This window comes from Pseudomonas sp. TWI628 (genome assembly GCF_039673865.1).
In the GTDB taxonomy this organism is placed as follows: Bacteria; Pseudomonadota; Gammaproteobacteria; order Pseudomonadales; family Pseudomonadaceae; genus Aquipseudomonas.
Window position 1 is genome coordinate 117,291 of record NZ_JBDJMM010000006.1, and the last position, 25,363, is coordinate 142,653.

The window sequence follows — 25,363 nt, forward strand, 5'->3', positions numbered from 1 at the left end:
ATCCTCAGCGGAACGGCGGCTCATCGAAGCTGCGCAGTTTACGCGAGTGCAACGAATTGAGCTCGGTGCGCAGCAGGTCGAGGGCAGCGATGCCGATCTTCAGGTGCTGGCTGACCGCACGGTTGTAGAAGGCGTTGGCCGAACCCGGCAGCTTGATTTCGCTGTGCAATGGTTTGTCGGACACGCACAGCAAGGTGCCATACGGTACCCGCAGGCGATAGCCCTGGGCTGCGATGGTGCCGCTTTCCATGTCCACTGCCACGGCACGCGACAGGTTGATCAACGGTCGCTCCTGGGCCCAGCGCAGCTCCCAGTTGCGGTCGTCGTAGGTCAGCACGGTGCCGGTGCGCAGGCGTTTCTTCAGCTCTTCGCCACGCTCGCCGGTCACCTGTGCCGCGGCTTCCTGCAGCGCCAGCTGCACCTCGGCCAGGGCCGGAATCGGAATGTTCGGCGGCACCACACGGTCAAGAATGCCGTCGCGGCGCATGTAGGCGTGGGCCAAGACATAGTCGCCGATGGTCTGCGACTGACGCAGGCCGCCGCAATGGCCGATCATCAGCCAGCAGTGCGGGCGCAGCACCGCCAGGTGGTCGGTGATGTTCTTGGCGTTGGATGGGCCGACACCGATGTTGACCAGGGTCACGCCATCACCGTCGCCAGCGATCAGGTGGTAGGCCGGCATCTGATAGCGGTGCCACACCACGCTGGCTACCAGGGCCTGGGCCTCGCCGTGGTCCATGCCCTTTTCGATCACCACGTTGCCCGGCAGCACCATGCGCACGAAGCGCGGGTCTTCACGCAGTTGTTCGAGGCCATGGCTGATGAACTGGTCGACATACCGGTGGTAGTTGGTCAGCAGGATCCACGGCTGCACATGACGCCAGTCGCTGCCGGTGTAGTGCACCAGACGGCGCAGCGAGAAATCCACGCGGGCGGCATCGAACAGCGCCAGCGGCAGGGTCTCGGCAGTGCCCCAGTCGCACAGGCCATCGGCAATGTTGTCGGTGGCTGCCGACAGGTCGGTGCTGGGGAACACCCGCGCCAGTTCGGCAGCTGTGATGCCGCTGCCGGCCAGTTCATCGCCCTGGTCGACCACATAGGGGTACGGGATGTTCTGTTCACTGACGCCGACTTCCACGGTCACCGTGTAGTCATGCATCAGCGGGCGCAGCTGCTCCAGCAGGTAACCACGGAATGCCGAGGGCTGGGTGACGGTGACGCTGTAGGTGCCCGCTACCTGGACCTTGGCGTAGGCGCGAGTGGTGGCAGCCACCTCGCCGTGGCTGTAGTAGGTCAGGCGCAGTGCCGGGTAGCGGTACAAGGCGCGCTCGTCGGCGCCCGGCTCGGTACGGTCCTTCAGGTAACGCTTGAGGGCCTGGCTCAGGGCCCCGGTGGCCTGTTCATGCAGGGCCGCCAGACGGTCGACGGCCTGTTCGGGGGTATCAACGACTACAAAAGCTTGGCTCACACTGGGCTTCCTGTCTGGACATGCATGTCAGCCATCTTGCCTGCCTTTGTTACTAAATACATCCCCAGTGGTGAGCCGCCGTCTTCAACTTGGCCAGGCCGGTGTCGCCCGCGCCACCAGCGCCGCGACATCGATGCCTCGCGGCAATGCGCCATACACGCGCCCGCCAGCGCTCAGCCGGCTATCGATAAAGGCATCGCTGACCAGCGCATTGCCCGCCTCCAGCAGCAGCTTGGCCTGCAATGCCAAGGCAATGTCCTCGGTCAACTGCCGTGCCCGGTACTGGATATCGCTGGTATCGGCGAACGCCCCCTTGAGGTTGCCGATGTGCGCGGCCAGGCGCGGGTCGCCATGCCCGTCGCCCAGCTCGGCGAACAGGGCATCGAGCACCCCTGGCTCCTTGGACAAGGCCCGCAACACGTCCAGGCATTGCACGTTGCCAGAACCTTCCCAGGTCGAGTTGACTGGCGCTTCGCGATACAGCCGCGGCAAGATGCTGTCTTCGACATAGCCTGCACCGCCCAGGCACTCGGCGGCCTCGTTGATCATGGCCGGCGCCCGTTTGCAGATCCAGTACTTGCCCACCGCCGTGACCAAACGCGCGAAATGCGCCTGCTGCGGGTCGTCGAGCTGCTCCAGGGCTTGCCCCATGCGCAGGCTCAAGGCCAGCGCGGCCTCGCTTTCCAGCGCCAGGTCGGCGAGCACGTTCTGCATCAGGGGTTGTTCGTTGAGCACCCGGCCGCCGACCTTGCGATGGGCGCAGTGGTGCGCCGCCTGAGTCAGCGCCTGACGCATCAGCGCGCTGGAGCCGACCATGCAGTCGAAGCGGGTCATGGCCACCATCTCGATGATGGTCGGCACGCCGCGCCCCTCCTCGCCCACCATCCACGCCAGGGCACCGCGAAACTCGACTTCGCTGGAGGCATTGGAGCTGTTGCCCAGCTTGTTCTTCAGGCGCTGGATGTAGAACTGGTTACGGCTGTCGTCGGGCCGGTGGCGCGGTAGCAGGAAGCAACTCAGGCCCTTGTCGGTCTGCGCCAGGGTCAGGAAGGCATCGCACATCGGTGCCGAGCAGAACCACTTGTGCCCCACCAGCTCGTAGGGCTGACCAGGGCCGGGGCTGCCAACCGGGTAAGCGCGGGTGGTGTTGGCGCGTACGTCGGTGCCACCCTGCTTCTCGGTCATGGCCATGCCAAGGGTGACGCCGGCCTTGTGGCGGTCACCGACATTGCGCGGGTCGTATTCGCGGGCAAGGATCTTCGGTAGCCAGTATTCGGCGAGCTCGGGTTGCAGTCGCAACGCAGGTACGGCGGCGAAGGTCATGGTCAGCGGGCAGCCAGTACCGGCTTCGGCCTGGCTGTGCAGGTAGGTCATCGAAGCCCGCGCCACGTGGGCACCGGGCCTGGGTTCGGCCCAGGGCAACGATGGCAGGCCATGTTCGACGGCAGTGCGCATCAACTCGTGGTAGGCGGGGTGGAACTCGACCAGGTCGATGCGGTGGCCATAGCGGTCATGGCTGCTGAATTCCGGCTTGTGCGCATTGGCCAGGAAGCCCGCGGCCATCAGCGGGCCGCCGGCCAAGGCACCATAAGCGTCGATCCGCGCTTCGGCCCAACCGGCCCCGAAACGCCGCGACCACTCCTGCAGCGGCAGGTCCAGGCGGTACAGGTTGGCCCCGTCGAGTGATGGTGGCTGGTTGGTGACTTCGTGGGTTTCAGCGTACTGGTGCAGGTTCATCGGGAGCTCCTGGATCCGGGCATGCCTGAAAGGCCCAGTGAAGCACTCCCTGCGAGTCAGTCAAAGTGACAATAATGACTAAACATGTGGCCCAGGGCTCGCCATAACAGTATCAGCGCCCCCCTCAAAGCGAACGCCGCGTCTGCAGGGTCGTCGGGGTCATCTGTACCTGCGAAACAGCCATGTTCACACTCAACTCAAAGCGGCTCCCCAACCCCCGCGTCGACTCATGGGACAGCTTGCCGCCAAGCAACTCGGCCAACTGCCGGCAGATCGACAAGCCAATACCCAACCCGCCATAACGCCGGGTCATCGAGCCATCGACCTGGAAGAAACGCTGATAGAGGATCGCCTGGTCCAAATCATCGAAACCGATGCCGCTGTCGCTGATGGTGAAGGTCAACGCCAGGTTGTCGGGGCCTAGGCGGCGACCGCGGACCTGCACCATCACCCCACCCTGATGGGTGAACTTCAAGCCGTTGTCCACCAGGCAGCCCAGGCAGCGGGTCAGTTTCTGCGCATCGCCCAGCAACTCGTCCGGCAGTTCGGCGGGGATGTCCAGGCTCAGGTACAAACCCTTGCCCAGGGCCGTTCCGGCATAGCCGGCACGCAAGTCCTGCAACGTGCGCCGCAGGCTGAATGGCAGCGCCTGCAGGCGCATGCGGCCGGCCTGCAATTCGGTCAAGGCGAGAATATCGTCCACCATGTCCATCATGTCCTGGGCCGAGCCGACCGCCGTGCGGTGGTACTGGGCCATCTCGGCACTCATGGGCAGTGTGTGCATCAGTTCCATCGAGCCGATCACGCCATTCATCGGCGTGCGCAGTTCGTGGGTAACGGTGGCGAGGAACTCGTCCTTCAGGTGATTGCTCCTGGCCAGTTGCTGGTTCATCTGCTCCAACGCCTCGCCGGTATCACGCAAGGTCTGCGCCTGCTGTTCGCGCATGCTGTTGATGCGGTCGGCCAGGGCCAGCGACAGCAACGCCACTTCCAGCGCCGACCCCAGCTGGCTGGAATACATGGTGATGAACAGGTTGGGCAGGTAACCCAGCACCATCAGGGTATTGATCAGCCCACCGACCAGGAACGCCGTCCAGGCGATGATGAACCAACGCGCCACGCGCAGGCCACGCACCCAGGCATACAACCCGGCGGCAAAGATGCTCACGGTAAACAGCAGGGCCAGCACCGTGGCCATGCGCAAGGCGATGCCGTAGCGCATGCTCACCGACAACACCATCACCAGCACGCCACCGAGCATCAATAGCTGCAAAAGCCGGTCAAAACTGCGGCTGATCCTGTCCAACTGCAGGAAGTGACGCGCGAACTGGCAACCGAACAGGCCCGCAGCGCCAATGAACAGCGGCGTCGCAGCGTTGGCCCACCAGGGGCTGTCCGGCCAGAAGTAAGCAACCCCGGCCCCGTTCACCGACACCTGATACAAGCCGAACGAGGCAATGTAGAGGATGTAGTAGAGGTAACTGACGTCTCGCACGCTGAGATAGATGAACAAGTTGTACACCGCCATCACCAGCAGCACGCCGTAGATCATGCCCAGCACATAGAGGCGGGTCGGCTGGTCTTCCAGATAGGCTTCGGCGGACCATAACGCCAGCGGCGCCTGCACCGACCCCTGACTGTGCAGGCGCAGGTAGGCGGTGGTCGACTGCCCGGGCCGCAGCGGCAGTTCAAACAGGTAATTGTTCTGGCGGATCTGCCGGCTGTCGTAGGGCAAGGCGTCGCCGGTGCGTTGGGCCAGGCGGAACCCGCCATCGCTGCCCGGCAGGTACAGTTCGATATGGTCCATGGGGGGATATGCCAGCTCCAGCAACCACTGGCGCGGCTGCGCATCGGCAGAGGCCACATAGTGCAGGTCGACCTTGAGCCAGAACACCGAAGTCGAGTAACCCGCGTTCAGCACATCCTGGTGGTGCGTGCGGAAACGGCTGGCAAAGATAGGCGCGCTGACCTGGGCAATGCTCGCGCTGCCATCACGGTCCTCGTAGACCTGCATGATCTTGCCCAACGGAAGGTGGCGGGTCGCTTCGTCGATTTCGACGGCTCCGGCCAGCACGGGCAACAAGCCCAGAAGCACAATCAGCAAATAGCGCATACAGCCCCAGCATGGCCTGTCCGGTCGCGTCGCGATGGCCTCCGATCCTTTTGAGACGACGAAATCCGGCAGAGCCCGTTTGTCGAGTTATCCGAGCACTCTAGCATAGCTTTCAACGCTGGCCACGGGCCACTCCAATTTTCGATTAAAAGGCTCTAAAACAATGCTTTCAGAGCAATCACCCAGGCAAACCTGACCGCTCGATCAACAAATCTCGTTTGTAGGACGATCCGCGCAAATGGGTTTGGTGGTAAGCTCGCCGACCATGAATACCTACAGCTCCCGCCCCGTTGTCCTCTGTCTCTCCGGCCACGACCCAAGTGGCGGCGCCGGCTTGCAGGCAGATATCGAAGCCCTGATCGCCCAAGGCTGTCACGCCGCACCGACCGTGACCGCCCTGACCGTGCAGGATACCGTCAACGTTTCCGACTTCCGCGTGCTCGACCGCGAGTGGGTCCTGGCCCAGGCCAATGCCGTGCTGGCCGACTCCACGGTCGCCGCCGTCAAGCTGGGCATGCTCGGCTCGATCGGCATGGTCGACACCGTCGCCGAACTGCTCAGTGCCCACCCGCACCTGCCGCTGGTCTGCGACCCGGTGCTGCGTGCCGGTGGCGGTGGCCGCCTGGGCAAGGACGAAGTCGGCTATGCCCTGCGCGAACGCCTGCTGCCGCTGGCAACCATCGCCACGCCAAACCTGCCAGAGGCGCGCATCCTGGCCGAACTCCCTGAAGGCACTGCCGACGAGTGTGCCGAAAAACTGTTGCCGTTCTGTAAAAACCTGCTGATTACCGGGGGGCACGGTGACGAGGACGAAATCCACAATCGCCTGTACAGCCGCGATGGCCTGAGCCACACCTGGACCTGCCAGCGTCTGCCGGGCAGCTACCACGGTTCCGGCTGCACCCTGGCCAGCGCCCTGGCCGGTCGCCTGGCCCTTGGCGAGCAACTGCAAAGCGCGGTGAAAAGTGCCCTGGATTACACCTGGCGCACCCTGCGCGACGCCGAACAGCTGGGCAAGGGCCAGTACGTCCCGCGCCGCCTGCCCCTGGATTACTGCTCCTGATACGAGGCTTTCAATGAAGCTACGCGGTCTGTACGCAATCACCGACAGCCAGCTGCTCGCCGGCCGTTTCCTGTCCCACGTCGAAGCCGCGCTGGAAGGCGGTGTGTGCCTGCTGCAGTACCGCGACAAGGGCGATGACGCTGCCCGCCGCCTGCGTGAGGCCGAGGCGCTGATGAAGCTTTGCGAGCGCTACGGCACCCAGCTGATCATCAACGACGACGCCGAACTGGCCGCACGCCTGGGCGTCGGCGTGCACCTGGGCCAGACCGACGGCCCGCTGACACCGGCGCGCGCCCTGCTCGGCCGCCAGGCGATCATCGGCTCCACCTGCCACGCCAGCCTCGAACTGGCCGCCCAGGCGGCCAGCGAAGGTGCCAGCTACGTGGCCTTTGGTCGCTTCTTCAATTCCGTCACCAAGCCCGGTGCGCCGGCTGCCAACGTCGAGCTGCTGGAGCAGGCCCGTGCCCAGGTGAAACTGCCGATCGCGGTGATCGGTGGCATCACCCTCGACAACGCTGCCCCGCTGATCGCCCATGGTGCCGACCTGCTGGCGGTGATCCACGGCCTGTTCGGTGCCGACAGCGCGCAGGAAGTCACCCGCCGCGCCCGCGCCTTCAATGCCCTGTTCGCTTCCTGATTTCGAGAGAAGATCCCATGTCCCGTTCCGAAGCCCTGTTCGCCCAAGCCCAGAAGCACATCCCTGGCGGCGTCAACTCGCCGGTCCGCGCTTTCAAGAGCGTCGGCGGCACCCCGCTGTTCTTCAAGCATGCCGAAGGCGCCTACGTCGTCGACGAAGATGACAAGCGCTACGTCGACTATGTCGGCTCGTGGGGCCCGATGATCCTCGGCCACGGCCACCCTGACGTGCTCGATGCGGTACGCCGCCAGCTGGAACACGGCCTGTCCTACGGCGCACCGACTGCGATGGAAACCGAGATGGCCGACCTGGTCTGCTCGCTGGTGCCGTCGATGGAAATGGTACGCATGGTCAGCTCCGGCACCGAAGCGACCATGAGCGCCATCCGCCTGGCCCGTGGCTACACCGGCCGCGACGCCATCATCAAGTTCGAAGGCTGCTACCACGGCCACTCCGACAGCCTGCTGGTCAAGGCCGGTTCCGGCCTGCTGACCCAAGGCGTGCCGAGTTCGGCAGGCGTACCGGCGGACTTCGCCAAGCACACCCTGACCCTGCCGTTCAACGACATCGCTGCGGTCGAGAAGACCCTCGCCGAAGTCGGCCAGACCGTGGCCTGCATCATCGTCGAGCCGGTGGCCGGCAACATGAACTGCGTACCGCCGGCGCCAGGCTTCCTCGAAGGCCTGCGCGAGCAGTGCGACAAGCACGGTGTGGTACTGATTTTCGACGAAGTGATGACCGGTTTCCGCGTCTCGCTCGGCGGCGCCCAGGGTTACTACGGCATCAAGCCAGACCTGTCGACCTTCGGCAAGATCGTCGGCGGCGGCATGCCGGTTGGCTGCTTCGGTGGCAAACGCGAAATCATGGGCTGCATCGCCCCGCTGGGCCCGGTCTACCAGGCCGGTACCCTGTCCGGTAACCCGCTGGCCATGGCTGCCGGGCTGACCACCCTGAAGCTGATCAGCCGCCCAGGCTTCCATGACGAACTGACCGCCTTCACCAGCCGCATGCTCGATGGCCTGCAGCAACGTGCCGATGCTGCGGGCGTGCCGTTCGTCACCACCCAGGCGGGTGCCATGTTCGGCCTGTACTTCAGCGGTGCCGACGACATCGTCACCTTCGAAGACGTGATGGCCAGCGATGCCGAACGCTTCAAGCGCTTCTTCCACCTGATGCTCGACGGTGGCGTGTACCTGGCGCCGAGTGCGTTCGAGGCCGGCTTCACTTCCATCGCCCACGGTGAAAAAGAGCTGCAGATCACCCTGGATGCGGCTGAGCGGGCGTTCGCTGCACTGAAGTAATGTGGCAACTGTGCCGGCCTCTTCGCGGCTTAAGCCGCTTCCACAGAGGCCGGCACAGGCAATAAAAGCCCCTGCACAATCAGTTATCTTCCCCACCCAGACAGTTTTTCGCGTAAAACTTTGTAAGGTTGGCGCTGCTTATCCCATAATGTGCCACCAGAGACATTGGCCGCAGCTTTGCAGAGGTAAGTCGATCCCCATGAACCGCACCGGCCGCGCCCTGACCTTGGGCTGCCTGTTGCTTCTTCAGCCCCTGCTGGCCCTGGCGGAGGGCGGTAACTCGTTGCTGATTCCGGCAACGGGGCGCTGCACGCTCAATGTTCAGCCAGAAGACCTGCAGAACGCGCTGAAAGCCTGCGAGGAAACGGCGGCGACCGGGGACGCCCAGGCACAATTCGAGCTGGGTGAGTACTACTACACGCTGACGCCAAAAAACCTGAAAAAGGCCCTGGACTGGTTCGAGAAGGCCTCGCTGCAAGGCCACGCCGAAGCCCAGTACCGCCTTGGCGCCATGTTCTTCCATGGCGAAGGGGTCAAGGCCAATAACGTGCAGGCCTACATCCTGCTGAAGATGGCCGCGGTCAACGGCGCTGAAGATGCGCTGGACATGGCCGACGAAGTGACCGAACAGATGCCTCGCGACGAGCTGGAGCACGCCACCCAGGTGCTCGGCCAGATCTTCCGCAAGTATCTGCTGGAACTGCAGAACGCCGAAGGGCGCACGCCGTTCTCACCACTCCCCTGACCCTTACTTCTCCGGCATCGGCATGGGGAACGGCATCACGTTGCCGCTGGCCCTGGCCTCGCTGATCTTGGCCGTGCCCAGGCGCTCCACCTCATCGATGCGCACGATCGAATGCATCGGCACGAAGCTGCGGATCACCCCTTCGAACTGATTCTTGAGCTTCTCCTCGCTCGGGTCGACCACCACCTGCGTGCGCTCGCCGAAAACGAACTCCTCGATTTCCAGAAACCCCCACAGGTCGCTCTGGTAGATCTGCTTGGCATACATCTCGAAGACCTGCCCCTGGTTGAGGAAGATCACTTTATAGATGGCGGGTTCGCGTTTGCTCATGTTCGGCGGGATAACACATGCGTAAGAAAAGGCGCGCATCATAGCAGAGCGGGCCCTGGCCCGCGCAGGTACACAGCTTGTACCAACCCTTGATCGTTTCAGTGCTTTCGCCACTGCCCTTCAAGGGTTATTCTTGAGTTCACATTCATTGCCGTCGAGCGGCTAAAAACGACCTTGAACGCACCCATACAACCCCATCGTTTCATCCTCGAACCTTTCGAGGCCCACCGTTTCGCCAACTTGTGCGGCCAGTTCGACGAGCACCTGCGCCTGATCGAACAACGCCTGGCCATCGAAATCCGCAACCGCGGCAACCAATTCGAGCTGATCGGCGAACCCAAGACCACTTCCGCTGCCGAGCAACTGCTGCGCCGCCTCTACCGCGAGGCCAAGGCCACAGACCTGTCGCCGGAAACCGTGCATCTGTACCTGCAGGAGTCGACGGTGGAGAACATCGACAACCCGGCGGTCAATGAGGTCAGCGTCTCGTTGCGCACGCGCAAGGGCAATATCCGCCCGCGCGGCGTCAATCAGCAGCGCTACGTCAAGGAAATCCTGGCCAACGACATCAACTTCGGCATCGGCCCGGCCGGTACCGGCAAGACCTACCTTGCCGTCGCCTGCGCCGTCGACGCCCTGGAGCGCGAGCAGGTGCGCCGCATCCTGCTGGTGCGCCCGGCAGTCGAGGCGGGCGAAAAGCTCGGCTTCCTGCCTGGCGACCTGGCCCAGAAGATCGACCCGTACCTGCGCCCGCTGTACGACGCGTTGTACGAAATGCTCGGTTTCGAGCATGTGGCCAAGCTGATCGAGCGCCAGGTGATCGAGATCGCCCCGCTGGCCTACATGCGCGGCCGTACCCTGAACAACAGCTTCATCATCCTCGACGAGAGCCAGAACACCACGCTCGAACAGATGAAGATGTTCCTCACCCGTATCGGCTTCGGCTCGACTGCGGTGATCACCGGTGACATCACCCAGGTCGACCTGCCACGCGGCACCAAGTCGGGCCTGACGCATGTGATCGACGTGCTCAAGGACGTACCGGGGATCAGTTTTACCCATTTCCAACCCAAAGATGTGGTTCGTCACCCACTGGTGCAGCGTATCGTCGAGGCCTACGACCGCTTCGAAGCGCGCCAGGCCAAGCCCGAGGTCCCCGGCAAAGATGCTTGAACTTGACCTGCAACGGGCCACGGTTGCTGCCGCCCCGGATGACGCTGCCTTCCGCCGCTGGTGCGAGCTGGCCCTGCGCCAGCGCACAGCCGATTCGGAAATGACCATTCGTCTGGTCGACGAAGCCGAAGGCCGCGAACTCAACCACACCTACCGGCACAAGGACTACGCGACCAATGTGCTGTCGTTCCCGGCCGACGTGCCCGATGACCTGCTCGACATCCCGCTGCTGGGCGACCTGGTGATCTGCGTGCCGGTGGTCGAGCGCGAGGCCGCCGAACAAGGCAAATCGCTGGAAGCGCACTGGGCGCACCTGGTCATCCACGGCTGCCTTCACTTGCTCGGCTACGACCACATCGAAGACGATGAGGCCGAGGAAATGGAAGCGCTGGAACGGGAATTGCTGGCAGAACTGGGTCACCCTGACCCGTACGCCGACGATGAAAACGAACCTCTCACACACTGATACACGAAGGATCACGAGAACCGCCATGAGCGAAGATCGATCGAGCAACGGGCAGAAGTCCTGGCTGGGTAAACTGACCCAGGCTTTTGCCCATGAGCCGAAAAACCGCCAGGAGCTCCTTGAGCTGCTGCGCGAAGCCCATCAGAACAAGCTGCTCGACAGCGAAGCGCTGACCATCGTCGAAGGCGCCATCCAGGTCGCCGACCTGCAGGTACGCGACATCATGGTCCCGCGTTCGCAGATGATCAGCATCAAGGCGACCCAATCGCCGCGCGAGTTCCTCCCGGCCGTCATCGACGCCGCCCACTCGCGCTACCCGGTGATCGGCGAAAGCCATGACGATGTGCTCGGGATCCTGCTGGCCAAGGACCTGCTGCCGCTGATCCTCAAGGAGAACGGCGACAGCTTCAACATCAAGGACCTGCTGCGCCCGGCCACCTTCGTGCCGGAGTCCAAGCGCCTGAACGTGCTGCTGCGCGAGTTCCGCGCCAACCACAACCACATGGCCATCGTCATCGACGAGTACGGCGGCGTGGCGGGCCTGGTGACCATCGAGGATGTGCTGGAACAGATCGTCGGTGACATCGAGGACGAGCACGACGTCGAAGAAGACAGCTACATCAAGCCGCTGCCCAGCGGCGACTTCCTGGTCAAGGCGCTGACCCCGATCGACAACTTCAACGAGTTCTTCGACAGCGAATTCTCGGATGATGAGTTCGACACCGTCGGCGGCCTGGTGATGAGTGCCTTCGGCCACCTGCCCAAGCGCAACGAGACCACCGAGATCGGCGCCTACAAGTTCCGCATTCTCAATGCCGACAGCCGGCGGATACACCTGCTGCGCCTGACCCCGATCACCCGCTAAGGACAAACATGCGTTGGATCACCCGCCCCGGCTGGCCCGGTAACCTGCTGGCCCTGGCGGCCGGCGCATCGACCCTCCTGGCCCTGGCGCCGTTCGACATCTGGCCGCTGGCGCTGCTGTCCATCGCCTTGCTCTACCTTGGCCTGCGTGAGCTCAGCCCGCGTCAGGCCATGTGGCGTGGCTGGTGGTTCGGCTTTGGCCTGTACGGCGCAGGCACCTGGTGGATCTACGTCAGCATGAATACCTACGGCGGCGCCTCGCCGTTGCTGGCGATCGTGTTGCTGCTGGCGTTCTTCGCCGCTCTCGCCTGGTTCTTTGCCCTCCCCACCTGGCTATGGGCACGCTGGTTCCGGCGCAATGAGGCGCCCCTGGCCGACGCCCTGTGCTTCGCCGCCCTGTGGCTGCTGCAGGAAGCTTTCCGTGGCTGGTTCCTCACTGGTTTCCCCTGGCTGTACGCCGGTTACAGCCAACTCGATGGCCCGCTGGCGGGCCTTGCGCCGTTGGGTGGCGTGTGGCTGATTTCCTTCGTCCTGGCACTGAGCGCCGCGCTGCTGTGCAACCTGCACCGCCTGCGCGAACGCCGCTCGTTCCTGGCCATCGGCGTGGTACTGCTGCTGGCGCCATGGGTGACAGGCATGGCCCTCAAGGACCACGCTTGGACCACGCCCGCCGGCGACCCGCTCAAGGTTGCAGCCTTGCAAGGCAACGTCGAGCAAGACCTGAAATGGGACCCGGCCCACATCGACGCGCAGCTGGCGCTGTACCGCGACATGAGCTTCAGCTCCAGGCCGGTTGACCTGCTGGTGTGGCCGGAAACCGCCGTGCCGGTGCTCAAGGACCAGGCTCAAGGCTATATCGATGTGATGGGCCGCTTTGCTGCCGATCGGCATTCGGCGCTGATCACCGGCGTACCCGTACGTGAAGTGGTGCATCATCAGCGCCGCTACTACAACGGCGTCACCGTGACCGGCGAAGGCGACGGTACCTACCTCAAGCAGAAACTGGTGCCGTTTGGCGAGTATGTGCCCTTGCAGGACATGCTTCGCGGCGCGATCGAGTTCTTCAACCTGCCGATGTCGGACTTTGCCCGCGGCCCCGCGGACCAGCCACTGCTGCAGGCCAAGGGCTACCAGATTGCGCCGTTCATCTGCTACGAAGTGGTCTACCCCGAGTTCGCTGCAGGCCTGGCGGCACGCAGCGACCTGCTGCTGACCATCAGCAACGATACCTGGTTCGGTACCTCGATCGGCCCGCTGCAACACCTGCAGATGGCCCAGATGCGTGCGCTGGAGGCCGGCCGCTGGATGATCCGCGCCACCAACAACGGCGTGACCGCGCTGATCGACCCGTTTGGCCGGATCACCGCAGAAGTGCCGCAGTTCCAGCGGGCGGTGCTGTATGGCGAAGTGGTGCCGATGCAGCAGCTGACGCCTTACCTGCAGTGGCGGTCCTGGCCGCTGGCGATTCTGTGTGTGCTGTTGCTGGGCTGGGCGTTGCTGGCGGGGCGTATTGCCAAGACTGTTTAAGTCTTCCTGCGCCGGGCGCTTCGCGGGCCGCCGCGCGAAGAGGCCGGCACTGGCGACGCCAGGGTACGTAGAACAACCGATACCCCACCAACCCCACCGCTTCATTGAGCAACTGCCCGCTCTGCCACATGGCCCGGTTCTCCGGCAGCAAGCCAGCGAACGGCCGTGCATGATCGCGCCCCAGGAACCCTACCGGCGCCGGTACCACCTCGAACCCGGCCCGTTCGAAACTCCAGCGTGAACGCTGCATATGCCACGCCTGAGTCACCACCACCACCCGGTGAATTCCCAGCGGCTGCAACACCTTGGCGCTCAGCTGGGCGTTCTCCCAGGTGGTCCGACTGGTCTCTTCCTTCCATTTCACCTCGACGGCGAAATCCTCACGCAGGCGGTCCGCCATCAACTGCGCTTCGCTCGGTGGTGTCCCGTAATGCAAGCCGCCGCTGGTCAGCACCGGCAACCCGGAGGCTTTCGCCAGCCGAGCAGCAAAACGCATGCGCTCAAGCGCCGTTGCCGTAGGCTGGTCATCACCGCCCCAGGCCGGGTCACCGCGCTCGCGCCCGGCGCCAAGCACGACGATGGCGTCAGCCCTGCTCGCCAGACCGGCCCAATCACCTGGTGCCAGCGGCGGCTCGGTCTCCAGCAGGCTTGCGGACTCCTGCACCACCAACGGCAAGCTCATCAACCACAGGCCTCCCAGCCCCACCGCAAAACACAGCGTCGCCAGCCGCGGTCGCCGCCTGCGCAACCACCAGGCCGCGAGCAGCAGCAGGAACAGGACGCCAGGCGGCATCAGCCATTGCTTGATGAAAAAACGAATCGGCATCGACACACCTCCATGGAAGGCGTGCAGCCTATAGAGGATCGACGCCGGTCAACAAGTCCAGGCCGGCGTCGATCTTGGGAAGTGTATTGTAGAACCGGCGCGCAAGCCCGCGCCTGGCGTCCTGAACGGCTAGCGATGCGGCAGCGTCCTGGATCTCGCCGAGTTGGCGGGGCGTTTCTTGTCCTTGAGCCAGATAATCTTGGCCGTTGCCGGTTCCGCTTGCGGGAATGTACCGGCGCAGGCATTGCGGCGTTCCGGGAGGGAATCCAGGTAAGCCTTGATCACTTCGAACTCTGCATGGCTCAAGCCACGCAACTCCAGCTCGGCTGGCATCTCGTCGCGTAATCTTACCGAGGTTCTGGCGACTTCCAGTGCCAGGCCAAGACGGTCGATCAGGCGTTCGTAAAGCTCCGGTTTGATTGCGGGTAGCTGCGTCTCTCCCATCCGTTCACCTCATTGAAGATAAAGAATATCTCCCCCCACACCTGAGCTTAGCGGCGCTGCAAAAAGCAGCCGGATGCCGCGACCAGCGGGCATTCGCAATCAAGGTTTCCCACGATGCGCGGCGCTGCTGTATGCTACGGCGTTCACTCTAAAACGACACCGGAGTGCCGGACGCAGCGAGGTTCCGCTGCCTGGAACAAGGTCTCTTCTCTCTCAGCAAAAAGTAGCCATGCACGAACAATACACGCCCCGTGATATCGAAGCCGCCGCCCAGAACTTCTGGGACGAGCAACAATCGTTCGCTGTTACCGAACAGCCAGGCAAGGATACGTACTACTGCCTGTCGATGTTCCCGTACCCGAGCGGCAAGCTACACATGGGCCACGTGCGCAACTACACCATCGGTGACGTGATTGCCCGCTACCAGCGCATGCTGGGCAAGAACGTCCTGCAGCCAATGGGCTGGGACGCTTTCGGCATGCCCGCGGAAAACGCGGCGATGAAAAACAACGTCGCCCCGGCCAAGTGGACGTACGAAAACATCGACTACATGAAGACCCAGCTCAAGAGCCTGGGCCTGGCCATCGACTGGGCGCGTGAAGTCACCACCTGCAAGCCGGACTACTACCGCTGGGAACAGTGGCTGTTCACCCGCCTGTTCGAGAAAGGCATCATCTACCGCAAGAACGGGACCGTGAACTGGGACCCGGCCGACCAGACCGTACTGGCCAACGAGCAGGTCATCGACGGCCGCGGCTGGCGTTCGGGCGCGCTGATCGAGAAGCGCGAAATCCCGATGTACTACTTCCGCATCACCGACTACGCCGACGAGCTGCTGGAAAGCCTCGACGAGCTGCCGGGCTGGCCTGAGCAGGTCAAGACCATGCAGCGCAACTGGATCGGCAAGTCGCGCGGCATGGAAGTGCAGTTCCCGTTCGACCAGGCCAGCATTGGCCATGAAGGCACGCTGAAAGTCTTCACCACCCGTCCGGACACCCTGATGGGTGCCACTTATGTTGCCGTTGCCGCCGAGCACCCGCTGGCCACCCAGGCCGCCCAGGGCAACCCGGCGCTGCAGGCATTCATCGACGAATGCAAGAGCGGCAGCGTCGCCGAGGCCGACATGGCCACCCAGGAGAAGAAGGGCATGCCCACTTCCCTGTTCGTCGAGCACCCGCTGACCGGCGAGAAGCTGCCGGTGTGGGTCGCCAACTACGTGCTGATGCACTACGGCGATGGCGCCGTAATGGCAGTGCCGGCCCACGACGAGCGCGACTTCGAGTTCGCCCACAAGTACAACCTGCCGGTCAAGGCCGTGGTGCGCACCAGCGCGGGCGATGACGTCGGCAGCGAATGGCTGGCTGCCTATGGCGAGCATGGCCAGCTGATCAACTCCGCCGAGTTCGACGGCCTGGACTTCGCTGGCGCCTTCGACGCCATCGAAGCGGCCCTGATCCGCAAGGAACTGGGCAAATCGCGCACCCAGTTCCGCCTGCGCGACTGGGGCATCAGCCGCCAGCGTTACTGGGGCTGCCCGATCCCGATCATCCACTGCCCGTCGTGCGGCGACGTGCCAGTGCCAGAAGACCAGCTGCCGGTTACCCTGCCGGAAAACGTGGTGCCGGACGGCGCCGGTTCGCCGCTGGCACGCATGCCTGAGTTCTATGAGTGCAGCTGCCCGAAATGCGGTGCCGCGGCCAAGCGCGAAACCGACACCATGGACACCTTCGTCGAGTCGTCCTGGTACTTCGCCCGCTACGCTTCGCCGAACTACGAAGGTGGCATGGTCGACCCGAAAGCGGCCAACCACTGGCTGCCGGTCGACCAGTACATCGGCGGTATCGAGCACGCGATCCTGCACCTGCTGTACGCGCGCTTCTTCCACAAGCTGATGCGTGACGAAGGCCTGGTCACCTCCAACGAGCCATTCAAGAACCTGCTGACCCAGGGCATGGTGGTCGCCGAGACCTACTACCGCGTGGCCAGCAACGGCGGCAAGGACTGGTTCAACCCGGCCGACGTCGAGATCGAGCGCGATGCCAAGGCCAAGATCATCGGTGCCCGCCTGAAGACCGACGGCCTGCCGGTGGAAATTGGCGGCACCGAGAAGATGTCGAAGTCGAAGAACAACGGCGTCGACCCGCAATCGATGATCGACCAGTACGGCGCCGACACCTGCCGCCTGTTCATGATGTTCGCCTCGCCGCCTGACGCGAGCTTGGAGTGGTCCGACTCCGGCGTCGAAGGTGCCAGCCGCTTCCTGCGCCGTGTCTGGCGCCTGGCCCAGGCCCATGTCGCACAAGGCCTGCCGGGCAAGCTGGATGTCGCCGCCCTGGACGACGCGCAGAAGGTCATCCGCCGCGCCATCCACGCCGCGATCAAGCAGGCCAGCACCGACGTCGGCCAGTACCACAAATTCAATACCGCCATCGCCCAGGTGATGACCGTGATGAACGTGCTGGAAAAGGCCCCGCAGGCCAGCGAACAGGACCGTGCCCTGCTGCAGGAAGGCCTGGAGGCCGTGACCCTGCTGCTGGCGCCGATCACCCCGCACATCTCCCACGAGCTGTGGAAGCAGCTGGGCCACGACCAGGCTGTCATCGACGCTGGCTGGCCGGCGGTCGACGAGAGCGCCCTGGTGCAGGACAGCATCACCCTGGTGGTGCAGGTCAACGGCAAGCTGCGCGGCCAGGTGGAAATGCCCGCCGCCGCCAGCCGCGAGGAAGTCGAAGCCGCTGCCCGCAGCAACGAAAACGTCCTGCGCTTCATCGATGGCCTGACCATCCGCAAGGTCATCGTGGTACCGGGCAAACTGGTCAACATCGTCGCCAACTGATGGCAACGCCCACCTGCACCCGGTGCGGGTGGGCGGTATCGGCCCACAAGGGAGCAACAACATGATCAAACGCAATCTGCTGGTAATGGGCCTGGCTGTCCTGCTCAGCGCCTGCGGTTTCCAGCTGCGCGGCACCGGCACCAATGCCCTGAGCGTCAAGGAGATGGACGTCAGCGCGCGCAACGCCTACGGCCAGACCGTGGTGCAATTGCGCCAGGTACTTGAGCGCAGTGGCGTCAATGTGCACGCCGGCGCACCTTATCGCCTGGTACTGACCAACGAGCAGGAAAACTCGCGCTCGGCCAGCTATACCGGTGGTAACCGCACTGCCGAGTATGAACTCACCACCACGCTCAACTACAGCATCCTGGGCCTGAACAACCTCGAACTGCTGAGCGACAAGGTAGAAGTACGCAAGGTCTACGTGCGTGACGGCTCCAACATCAACGGCTCCGATCAGGAAGCCCAGCGCTCGCGCGAAGAGATGCGTCGCGACCTGGTGCAGTCGATGGTCGCGCGCCTGCAACTGCTGAGCCCTGCGCAGCTTGATGAGCTGCAACGCAAGGCAGACGCACGTGCCAAGGCCGAAGCCGATGCACTGGAGGCAGCGCGCCGCCAGCAGGCGGAAACGCCGCAGCAGTCGCCTCTGGAAGTCCCGGGCAACTAAGCCCGAGCGGGGCACTTCGGTGCCCCGCCTGCTCCCCATGAAGCTCGCCCCCGCCCAACTCAACAAGCACCTGCAAGGCAGCCTGGCCCCGGTCTACGTGGTCAGCGGCGACGACCCACTGCTGTGCCAGGAAGCCGCCGACGCCATTCGCAATGCGGCGCGCCAGCAGGGTTTTGACGAACGCCAGGTGTTCAGCGCCGACGCCAACTTCGACTGGGGCACCTTGCTGCAAGCGGGCGCCAGCTTGTCGCTGTTCGCCCAGCGGCGCCTGCTGGAGCTGCGCTTGCCTTCGGGCAAGCCCGGTGACAAGGGCGCTGCGGCGCTCATGGAGTACTGCGCCAGGCCCGCCGAAGACACCCTGCTGCTGATCAGCTTGCCCAAGCTCGATGGCAGCGCGCAGAAGACCAAGTGGGGCAAGGCCCTGATCGAAGGTGCCCACTGCCAGTTCATCCAGATCTGGCCGGTCGATGCCCAGCAATTGCCCCAGTGGATCAACCAGCGCCTGTCCCAGGCCGGGCTGTCGGCCCAACGCGATGCCGTCGACCTGATCGCCGCGCGGGTCGAAGGCAACTTGCTGGCTGCTGCCCAAGAGATCGAAAAGCTCAAGCTGCTGGCAGACGGCAACCAGATCACCGTCGAAACGGTGCAGGCGGCAGTTGCCGACAGTGCGCGCTTCGATGTCTTCGGGCTGGTGGATGCCATCCTCAATGGCGAAGCCGCGCATGCCCTGCGCATGCTCGAAGGCCTGCGCGCAGAAGGTGTGGAGCCGCCGGTGATTCTTTGGGCGCTGGCCCGTGAACTGCGCCTGCTGGCCGGGCTTGCGCAACAGTTCAGCCAAGGTGTGCCGCTGGACAAGGCTTTCAGCCAGGCGCGCCCACCAGTGTGGGACAAACGCCGACCACTGGTCAGCAAGGCCCTGCAGCGCCTCTCGGCGCAGCGTTGGGCGCAACTGCTGCAGGATGCCCAGCGTATCGATGCGCAGATCAAGGGGCAGGCCGAAGGCTCGCCCTGGACCGGCTTGTCGCGATTGGCGCTGTTGATGGCCGGCCAGCGATTGGTACTTCCTTCGCAATAGCTGGGGCCGCTTGGCGCCCCAGGACCTCAGCCATATATACAATCAATTGGCCCCACCCTGCCTCAAGCCCTAAAGTCCGCCCCGAAAGCCATCCAAGCAGGGAACCCCGCCATGAGCAAAAAGCCGAAAAAACACGGCCCCAACAAGGCCAAGTCGATCATCGCCCAACCACTGTTCCGCTGCCGCCAGGAACAACCAGAGAAGGGCAAAGGCAGCTACCGCCGCGAAGCCTTCCAATCGAGAGATTGGGAGGCTTCTTACTTTTTAGCCGCATGAAAGCATCGCAAGCGCAGGCATGGTATGGTCGGCACCTGACCTGCAATTCTGGATCTGTGCATGCTCTTGAGTCTTCTCCCCCGTTGGAATTCCCGCCAGGTACTCGCGGCCTCCAGCTTCATCCTGCTCGTCGCCTGCGCGGAAAAACCTACCGCCGCCGACGCCCTGCCGCTGGCCCCTGCCCAGCCCGCCCCGGTCGTTACCCTGCCTGGCGCCACGCCCGACGTCAGCACTGAAATCCAGCCCCTGCAAACCTTCGCCCAATGGCAAGCCGGTTTCCGCCAGCAGGCACTGCAGGCCGGCATCGCGTCGAACACCTTCGACCGTGCGTTTCTCGGCGTCACGCCAGACATGGACGTGATCAAGGCCGACCGCAGTCAGCCCGAATTCACCCGCCCGGTGTGGGAATACCTTGATGGCGCGCTGTCGCCCCTGCGCGTGCGCAACGGCAAAAAGTTGCTGGAACAGAACACCGAACTGCTGGCCCGCATCGAGCAGCGCTATGGCGTCGACCGCCAGGCGCTGGTCGCGGTGTGGGGCATGGAAAGCAACTTCGGCCAGTTCCAGGGCAGCAAGTCAGTGATCCGCTCGCTGGCTACCCTGGCCTATGAAGGGCGCCGTCCACAGTTCGCCCAGGACCAGCTGATCGCCGCCCTGCAGATCATCCAGCATGGCGATATCCAGCCTGAGTCCATGCGTGGTTCGTGGGCCGGCGCCATGGGCCAGACCCAGTTCATCCCGACCACCTACAACACTTATGCGGTGGACTTCGACGGTGACGGCCGCCGTGATATCTGGAACAGCACACCCGATGCCCTGGCCTCGACAGCCAACTACCTGCAAAGCTCGGGCTGGAAGCATGGCCAGCCGTGGGGCTTCGAAGTGCAGGTGCCAGCAGGCTTCGACTATTGGCAGGCCGATGGCGCGCTGCGCAAGCCGGTCTACGAATGGTTGCAGATGGGCGTGAAACTGCCGGCAGGTACCCAGCTGCCAGCGGGCAGCAATGAGCTGTCGGCGGCCCTGCTGTTGCCGGCTGGCGCCCGTGGGCCGGCGTTCCTGGTGCTGGACAACTTCCGCGCGATCCTCAAGTACAACAACTCGTCGTCCTATGCCTTGGCAGTGAGCCTGCTGGGTGATCGCTTCTCGGGCTGGGGCTTCATCAGCGGCAGCTGGCCGAAGGAAGACCTGCCATTGAGCCGCAGCGAGCGGATGGAGTTGCAGAACTTGTTGAATGCCAAGGGGCATGAGGCGGGCAACCCGGATGGCATCATCGGGGCCAATACCCGCAAGGCCATCCGTAATGCCCAGCAGGGGCTGGGATGGCCGGCGGATGGCTATCCGACCCACAAGCTGCTCGATAGCCTGCGTCAGCGCTGAGGTCATTGGGGCCGCTTGGCGGCCCCGGCGGTCTCAAAGCTTGAACAGGTCCTGGCCCAACACCAGTGTCTGCCGCTCACTGTCCAGCCTCACCCAGGCCCCCAGCGGCAAGCACACATTCGGGTCACAATGCCCGCTGCGCCACCCGGCCAGCACCGGCACGCACAGCGGCCCAAAAGTCTCTTCCAGCAGCGGCGCCAACGCTGCTACGGTAATCCCGGCAAAATCCCCCACCAGCACGCCCTTGATGCCCTCCAGCTTGCCTGCCAGGCGCAAGTGGGTCAGCAACCGGTCCACCCGATAAAGCGGCTCGTTGACGTCTTCGATGAACAGGATGCAGCCCTGCGTATCAATCTCCGCTACCGTCCCAAGGGTCGCGCTCAGCATCGACAGATTGCCACCGAGCAGGCGCCCGCTGGCAGCCCCAGGCACAACGCAGTTCAAGGCGAAATCAGCCGGATGGACAATTTCATCCCCCTCCCCCAACAGCCCGCCCAGTTGCGCCAGCAGCGATGACTCGGTCGGCTGCAACTTGGCGCCCAACAGGTCGGCATTGAGCATCGCGCCGTGGAAAGTGAGCAGCCCGGTACGCTGGTATATCGCCGTGTGCAGCGCGGTGATGTCGCTGTAGCCGATCAGCGGCTTGGGGTTGCGGCGGATCAGCTCGAAATCGAGCCGATCGAGCAGGCGCATGCTGCCATAACCACCGCGCATGCACAGGATCGCGTCGACCTCGGGATCGGCAAATGCCGCATGCAGGTCGTGCAGGCGCTGCTCATCGCTACCGGCCAGGTATCCCTTAGCCTCATGAACGCCCGGGTAGATCCGGCAGCGGTAGCCACGCTCGGCGAACCACTGGCCAGCCTTCTGCGCATCCAGTCGTGCCGGCCCGGCCGGAGCGACGATGGCGAAGCAGGCATTCTCCGCCAGTGCCCTGGGCAAACGGGATTCCGTGGTTTCAGCGCAATTCATCGCAGCTCCTGTCTAGACAGCAAAAACAAAAATGCCGATGCCGCCTCTCAGCGTGCATCGGCATGTTCAACTCAAGCTCGGATCAGAGCTTGATCTTGGCTTCGTGAGCCTGCTGGTCGGCATGGTACGACGAACGTACCAACGGGCCGGAAGCGACGTTCTTGAAGCCCATCTTGTAGCCTTCCTCGGCGAACCAGGCGAAGGTGTCCGGGTGGACAAAACGCTGTACCGGCAGGTGGCTGCGCGACGGCTGCAGGTACTGGCCGAGGGTCAGCATGTCGATGTCGTGCTCGCGCATGCGGTGCATCACCTCGATCACTTCCTCGTCGGTCTCGCCCAGGCCGAGCATCAGGCCCGACTTGGTCGGTACATGCGGAACCATCTGCTTGAACTTCTGCAGCAGGTCCAGCGACCAGTCGTAGTCCGAACCGGGACGCGCGGCCTTGTACAGGCGCGGTACGGTTTCCAGGTTGTGGTTGAACACATCTGGCGGCGTCTGTGCGGTGATTTCCAGGGCGACGTCCATGCGGCCGCGGTAGTCGGGGACCAGCGTCTCCAGCTGCACGCCAGGCGACAATGCACGGATTTCGCGAATGCAGTCGGCGAAGTGCTGGGCACCGCCGTCACGCAGGTCATCGCGGTCAACCGAGGTGATCACCACGTACTTCAGGCGCAGGTCGGCGATGGCCACGGCCAGGTTCTTCGGCTCGTCCAGGTCCAGCGGCTTCGGCCGACCGTGGCCGACGTCGCAGAACGGGCAGCGACGGGTGCAGATGTCGCCCATGATCATGAAGGTCGCGGTGCCACCGGAGAAGCACTCGCCCAGGTTCGGGCAGGACGCCTCTTCGCACACGCTGTGCAGCTTGTGCTTGCGCAGCAGCTGCTTGATGCGGTCGACTTCCGGGGATACCGGGATGCGCACGCGGATCCAGTCAGGCTTTTTCGGCAGTTCGTCGGTGGGGATGATCTTCACCGGGATACGCGCAACCTTTTCGGCGCCACGCAGTTTTACCCCGGCTTCCACTTTCTTCGGCGCTGGGCGCGCGGTGGCATCCTGGGTAGGTGTCAGGTTCGGCACGGCTTCTTGCACAGTTGTCATATTCAGTCGATTCCGCCCGTAAGGGTCGTCTGCTCAGCATAGTCGAGGTGCCTGACCAGCTGTCCGCGCAGCCTTGTCCTGACCTCGTCGAGTTCGATCGGACCTGCCAGGTCGCGCAACTGGGTCATGGCCAGCCCCGCATACCCACAGGGGTTGATTCGGCGGAATGGAGCCAGGTCCATGTCCACGTTCAGAGCAAGGCCGTGGAAGGAACGGCCGTTGCGGATTCGCAGGCCGAGGGAGGCGATTTTCGCTCCGTCGACATAGACACCCGGCGCATCGGGCTTGGCCACGGCGTTGACACCGTAGCTGGCGAGCAAGTCGATCAGGGTCTGCTCGATACGGCTGACCAGCTCGCGCACGCCAAAGCCCAGGCGGCGCACGTCCAGCAGCAGGTAGGCCACCAGCTGCCCGGGGCCATGGTAGGTCACCTGGCCGCCGCGGTCGGTCTGCACCACCGGAATATCGCCTGGCACCAGCAGGTGCTCGGCCTTGCCGGCCTGGCCCTGGGTGAAGACCGCGGGGTGCTCGACCAGCCAGATTTCGTCCTGGCTGTCCGGGCTTCGCTGCTCGGTGAAGCGCCGCATGGCCTCCAGCACCGGTTCATAGGGCTGCAGGCCAAGCTCGCGAATACCGAGGCAACGCGACATCAGAGCACCATTTTCACGATGCCGGTGGCACGCAGGGCACTGTTGATGTCGTGCAGCTGGTTCTCGCTTTCAGCGACGATGTGCAATTGCACGGTGGTGTATTTGCCTTCCTTGCTCTGGCGCTCGGCCAGGGTGGAAAGGTCGACCTTCGCGTGCTTGCTCAGGATCTCGATTACCGTGTCCTTGAAGCCGACAACGGTGTCGCCGATTACCTTGATCGGGTAATCGTCGCAGGGGAATTCGATTTTGTGCGACTTGACGTCAGGTTCGCTCATGGCGGAAACGGCCTCGTAAGCCGTGGCAACAACAACGCCCCCGCAGGATGCGCGGGGGCTTGCAGGTCACGTATCAGTTGAACAACCCGTAGAAGAATAGACGGATGCTATCCCACATACGGCGGAAGAAACCACCTTCCTCGACGCCATCGAGGGCGATCAGGTCGGCGCTGTGAACCACGTTCTCGTCCAGTTTGACTTCCACTTTGCCGATCACGTCACCTTTGGCGATCGGTGCGGTGAGCTGCGGGTTCATGGTCATCGAAGCCTGCAGGCGCTTCAATTGGCCTTTAGGCATAGTCATGGTCAGGTCGTTGGCCAGGCCAGCCTTGACTTGACTGGTAGCGCCCTTCCAGACCGGAGCCTGGGTCAGCTCGGTGCCCTTCTGGTAGAAGGTCTGGGTTTCGAAGAAGCGGAAACCGTAGGTCAGCAGCTTCTGGGTCTCGGCAGCACGGGCTTGCTCGCTGTTGGTGCCGAACACCACGGCGATCAGGCGCTGGCCATCACGAACGGCCGAAGCCACCATGCAGTAGCCGGCTTCTTCGGTGTGGCCGGTTTTCAGACCGTCGACGGTCTTGTCACGCCACAGCAGCAGGTTGCGGTTCGGCTGCTTGATGTTGTTCCAGAAGAACTCTTTCTGCGAGTAGATGGCGTAGTGGGCCGGGTCGATGGTGATGATCGCGCGGGCCAGCAGGGCCATGTCGTGAGCCGAGGAGTAGTGCTCCGGGTTCGGCAGGCCGGTCGGGTTCATGAAGTGGCTGTTGGACATGCCCAGTTCGGCAGCGGTCTTGTTCATCATGTCGGCGAAGGCGTCTTCGCTGCCGGCGATGTGCTCGGACAGGGCGACCGAGGCATCGTTGCCCGACTGGATGATGATGCCATGCAGCAGGTCGCTGACGGTGACCTGGCTACCGACCTTGATGAACATGCGCGAACCGCCGGTACGCCAGGCGTTTTCGCTGACGGTGACCGGGTCGTTCTCGCCGATCTGGCCACGACGGATGTCGACGGTGGCGATGTAGGCGGTCATCAGCTTGGTCAGGCTGGCTGGTGGCAGGCGCTCGTCACCGTTGTTCTCGACCAGCACGTTGCCGCTGGACGCGTCCATGAGTACGTAGGACTTGGCTGCCAGTTGCGGTGGCGCCGGCATCATCTGCTCTGCTGCGAAGGCAGCAGGCGTGAGCATCAGCAGTACGGGCAGGCAAAGTCGTTTGGCAAGGTTGGTGATGTTCATCCGTCTCTCGAAAATCGCTAATGGTCTGATGTTCCCTGGGCCACATCGTGTGCCCAGCGCCAGTCAGTCTAGTTTTTGTGGCCGTCGGCCTGGCCCACGAACTGCGGCTTTATGTCGCTGCGGGCAAAAGCCGACATTGTACATGGCCGGGGCCGGCAATTCATGACAAAACCGACAGTTTGTGGGGGGCAAGGCCCCCACAAGAACT

General features: G+C 63.6%; 23 protein-coding genes and 1 pseudogene. 13 read left to right on the plus strand and 11 right to left on the minus strand.

All coding sequences use genetic code 11. From position 1 onward, the window contains the following. Nucleotides 1-4: 4 nt before the first annotated feature. The 3 genes from amn to ABE528_RS06555 all read right to left on the minus strand — a co-directional run bounded on the left by amn (nucleotide 5) and on the right by ABE528_RS06555 (nucleotide 5,318). Nucleotides 5-1,468 (minus strand): AMP nucleosidase, encoded by a 1,464-nt coding sequence (amn, locus tag ABE528_RS06545; RefSeq protein ID WP_346652493.1) that lies wholly within the window; start codon nucleotides 1,466-1,468, stop codon nucleotides 5-7. Nucleotides 1,469-1,552: 84 nt separating this feature from the next. Further along, nucleotides 1,553-3,205 (minus strand): acyl-CoA dehydrogenase family protein, encoded by a 1,653-nt coding sequence (locus ABE528_RS06550; RefSeq protein WP_346652494.1) that lies wholly within the window; start codon nucleotides 3,203-3,205, stop codon nucleotides 1,553-1,555. 124 nt (nucleotides 3,206-3,329) lie between these two features. Further along, nucleotides 3,330-5,318, minus strand: coding sequence for a 7TM diverse intracellular signaling domain-containing protein (locus ABE528_RS06555; protein ID WP_346652495.1), 1,989 nt, complete (start codon nucleotides 5,316-5,318; stop codon nucleotides 3,330-3,332). A 265-nt stretch (nucleotides 5,319-5,583) separates the two neighbouring features. On the opposite strand from ABE528_RS06555, the gene ABE528_RS06560 reads away from it, so the two are divergent. The 4 genes from ABE528_RS06560 (at nucleotide 5,584) to ABE528_RS06575 (ending at nucleotide 9,064) form a co-directional block, all read left to right on the plus strand. Beyond that, nucleotides 5,584-6,381, plus strand: a complete 798-nt coding sequence (locus ABE528_RS06560; RefSeq protein WP_152956294.1) for a hydroxymethylpyrimidine/phosphomethylpyrimidine kinase — start codon at nucleotides 5,584-5,586, stop codon at nucleotides 6,379-6,381. 13 nt (nucleotides 6,382-6,394) lie between these two features. Next, on the plus strand, nucleotides 6,395-7,018 hold the full coding sequence (gene thiE, locus ABE528_RS06565; protein ID WP_346652496.1) for a thiamine phosphate synthase: 624 nt from the start codon (nucleotides 6,395-6,397) through the stop codon (nucleotides 7,016-7,018). Nucleotides 7,019-7,035: 17 nt separating this feature from the next. Continuing rightward, a complete protein-coding gene (gene hemL / locus ABE528_RS06570) occupies nucleotides 7,036-8,319 on the plus strand; it encodes a glutamate-1-semialdehyde 2,1-aminomutase (RefSeq protein ID WP_346652497.1) in 1,284 nt (427 codons plus the stop codon). A 199-nt stretch (nucleotides 8,320-8,518) separates the two neighbouring features. Then, a complete protein-coding gene (locus ABE528_RS06575; protein WP_152956212.1) occupies nucleotides 8,519-9,064 on the plus strand; it encodes a tetratricopeptide repeat protein in 546 nt (181 codons plus the stop codon). A gap of 3 nt (nucleotides 9,065-9,067) precedes the next feature. On the opposite strand, the gene ABE528_RS06580 is transcribed toward ABE528_RS06575, so the two are convergent. Continuing rightward, the gene (locus tag ABE528_RS06580) at nucleotides 9,068-9,394 is read right to left on the minus strand and encodes a DUF1820 family protein (RefSeq protein ID WP_085677149.1); all 327 of its coding nucleotides are present in this window, start codon (nucleotides 9,392-9,394) and stop codon (nucleotides 9,068-9,070) included. A 174-nt stretch (nucleotides 9,395-9,568) separates the two neighbouring features. On the opposite strand from ABE528_RS06580, the gene ABE528_RS06585 reads away from it, so the two are divergent. Genes ABE528_RS06585 through lnt form a run of 4 tightly spaced genes read left to right on the plus strand, consistent with a single transcriptional unit; the run spans nucleotide 9,569 to nucleotide 13,424 of the window. Beyond that, entirely contained in the window at nucleotides 9,569-10,567 is a 999-nt protein-coding gene (locus ABE528_RS06585) for a PhoH family protein (protein WP_346652498.1), read from the plus strand. Next, the gene (ybeY, locus tag ABE528_RS06590) at nucleotides 10,560-11,033 is read left to right on the plus strand and encodes an rRNA maturation RNase YbeY (protein ID WP_346652499.1); all 474 of its coding nucleotides are present in this window, start codon (nucleotides 10,560-10,562) and stop codon (nucleotides 11,031-11,033) included. The genes ABE528_RS06585 and ybeY overlap by 8 nt, the downstream gene beginning before the upstream one ends. 25 nt (nucleotides 11,034-11,058) lie before the next feature. Continuing rightward, on the plus strand, nucleotides 11,059-11,898 hold the full coding sequence (locus ABE528_RS06595) for an HlyC/CorC family transporter (RefSeq protein WP_027917759.1): 840 nt from the start codon (nucleotides 11,059-11,061) through the stop codon (nucleotides 11,896-11,898). Between the two features lie 8 nt (nucleotides 11,899-11,906). Further along, nucleotides 11,907-13,424: an apolipoprotein N-acyltransferase gene (gene lnt, locus ABE528_RS06600; RefSeq protein ID WP_346652500.1), complete on the plus strand. Its 1,518-nt coding sequence runs from the start codon at nucleotides 11,907-11,909 to the stop codon at nucleotides 13,422-13,424. 67 nt (nucleotides 13,425-13,491) lie between these two features. Here the strand turns inward: lnt and ABE528_RS06605 are convergent. Beyond that, nucleotides 13,492-14,250, minus strand: a pseudogene (locus tag ABE528_RS06605) (YdcF family protein); the annotation flags it as partial. Between the two features lie 129 nt (nucleotides 14,251-14,379). Beyond that, entirely contained in the window at nucleotides 14,380-14,694 is a 315-nt protein-coding gene (locus ABE528_RS06610) for a hypothetical protein (protein ID WP_152956218.1), read from the minus strand. A 229-nt stretch (nucleotides 14,695-14,923) separates the two neighbouring features. On the opposite strand from ABE528_RS06610, the gene leuS reads away from it, so the two are divergent. The 5 genes from leuS (at nucleotide 14,924) to ABE528_RS06635 (ending at nucleotide 20,925) form a co-directional block, all read left to right on the plus strand. Continuing rightward, complete coding sequence (gene leuS / locus ABE528_RS06615) at nucleotides 14,924-17,530, plus strand: leucine--tRNA ligase (RefSeq protein ID WP_346652501.1); 2,607 nt, start codon at nucleotides 14,924-14,926, stop codon at nucleotides 17,528-17,530. A 61-nt stretch (nucleotides 17,531-17,591) separates the two neighbouring features. After that, nucleotides 17,592-18,197, plus strand: a complete 606-nt coding sequence (lptE, locus tag ABE528_RS06620) for an LPS assembly lipoprotein LptE (protein ID WP_152956220.1) — start codon at nucleotides 17,592-17,594, stop codon at nucleotides 18,195-18,197. Between the two features lie 37 nt (nucleotides 18,198-18,234). Beyond that, nucleotides 18,235-19,272, plus strand: coding sequence for a DNA polymerase III subunit delta (gene holA, locus ABE528_RS06625; RefSeq protein WP_346652502.1), 1,038 nt, complete (start codon nucleotides 18,235-18,237; stop codon nucleotides 19,270-19,272). A gap of 111 nt (nucleotides 19,273-19,383) precedes the next feature. Then, on the plus strand, nucleotides 19,384-19,548 hold the full coding sequence (gene arfA / locus ABE528_RS06630) for an alternative ribosome rescue factor ArfA (protein WP_009685838.1): 165 nt from the start codon (nucleotides 19,384-19,386) through the stop codon (nucleotides 19,546-19,548). A 60-nt stretch (nucleotides 19,549-19,608) separates the two neighbouring features. Then, nucleotides 19,609-20,925: a lytic murein transglycosylase gene (locus tag ABE528_RS06635; protein WP_152956222.1), complete on the plus strand. Its 1,317-nt coding sequence runs from the start codon at nucleotides 19,609-19,611 to the stop codon at nucleotides 20,923-20,925. 33 nt (nucleotides 20,926-20,958) lie between these two features. Here the strand turns inward: ABE528_RS06635 and ABE528_RS06640 are convergent, their stop codons facing one another. The 5 genes from ABE528_RS06640 to ABE528_RS06660 all read right to left on the minus strand — a co-directional run bounded on the left by ABE528_RS06640 (nucleotide 20,959) and on the right by ABE528_RS06660 (nucleotide 25,155). Next, nucleotides 20,959-21,897, minus strand: coding sequence for an LD-carboxypeptidase (locus tag ABE528_RS06640; protein ID WP_346652503.1), 939 nt, complete (start codon nucleotides 21,895-21,897; stop codon nucleotides 20,959-20,961). An 82-nt stretch (nucleotides 21,898-21,979) separates the two neighbouring features. Further along, a complete protein-coding gene (gene lipA / locus ABE528_RS06645; RefSeq protein ID WP_060479209.1) occupies nucleotides 21,980-22,996 on the minus strand; it encodes a lipoyl synthase in 1,017 nt (338 codons plus the stop codon). Between the two features lie 2 nt (nucleotides 22,997-22,998). Continuing rightward, complete coding sequence (gene lipB / locus ABE528_RS06650) at nucleotides 22,999-23,646, minus strand: lipoyl(octanoyl) transferase LipB (RefSeq protein WP_152956224.1); 648 nt, start codon at nucleotides 23,644-23,646, stop codon at nucleotides 22,999-23,001. Continuing rightward, the gene (locus ABE528_RS06655) at nucleotides 23,646-23,921 is read right to left on the minus strand and encodes a DUF493 domain-containing protein (RefSeq protein ID WP_003249736.1); all 276 of its coding nucleotides are present in this window, start codon (nucleotides 23,919-23,921) and stop codon (nucleotides 23,646-23,648) included. The genes lipB and ABE528_RS06655 overlap by 1 nt, the downstream gene beginning before the upstream one ends. A 73-nt stretch (nucleotides 23,922-23,994) precedes the next feature. Next, on the minus strand, nucleotides 23,995-25,155 hold the full coding sequence (locus tag ABE528_RS06660; RefSeq protein WP_152956225.1) for a D-alanyl-D-alanine carboxypeptidase family protein: 1,161 nt from the start codon (nucleotides 25,153-25,155) through the stop codon (nucleotides 23,995-23,997). Nucleotides 25,156-25,363: the final 208 nt, after the last annotated feature.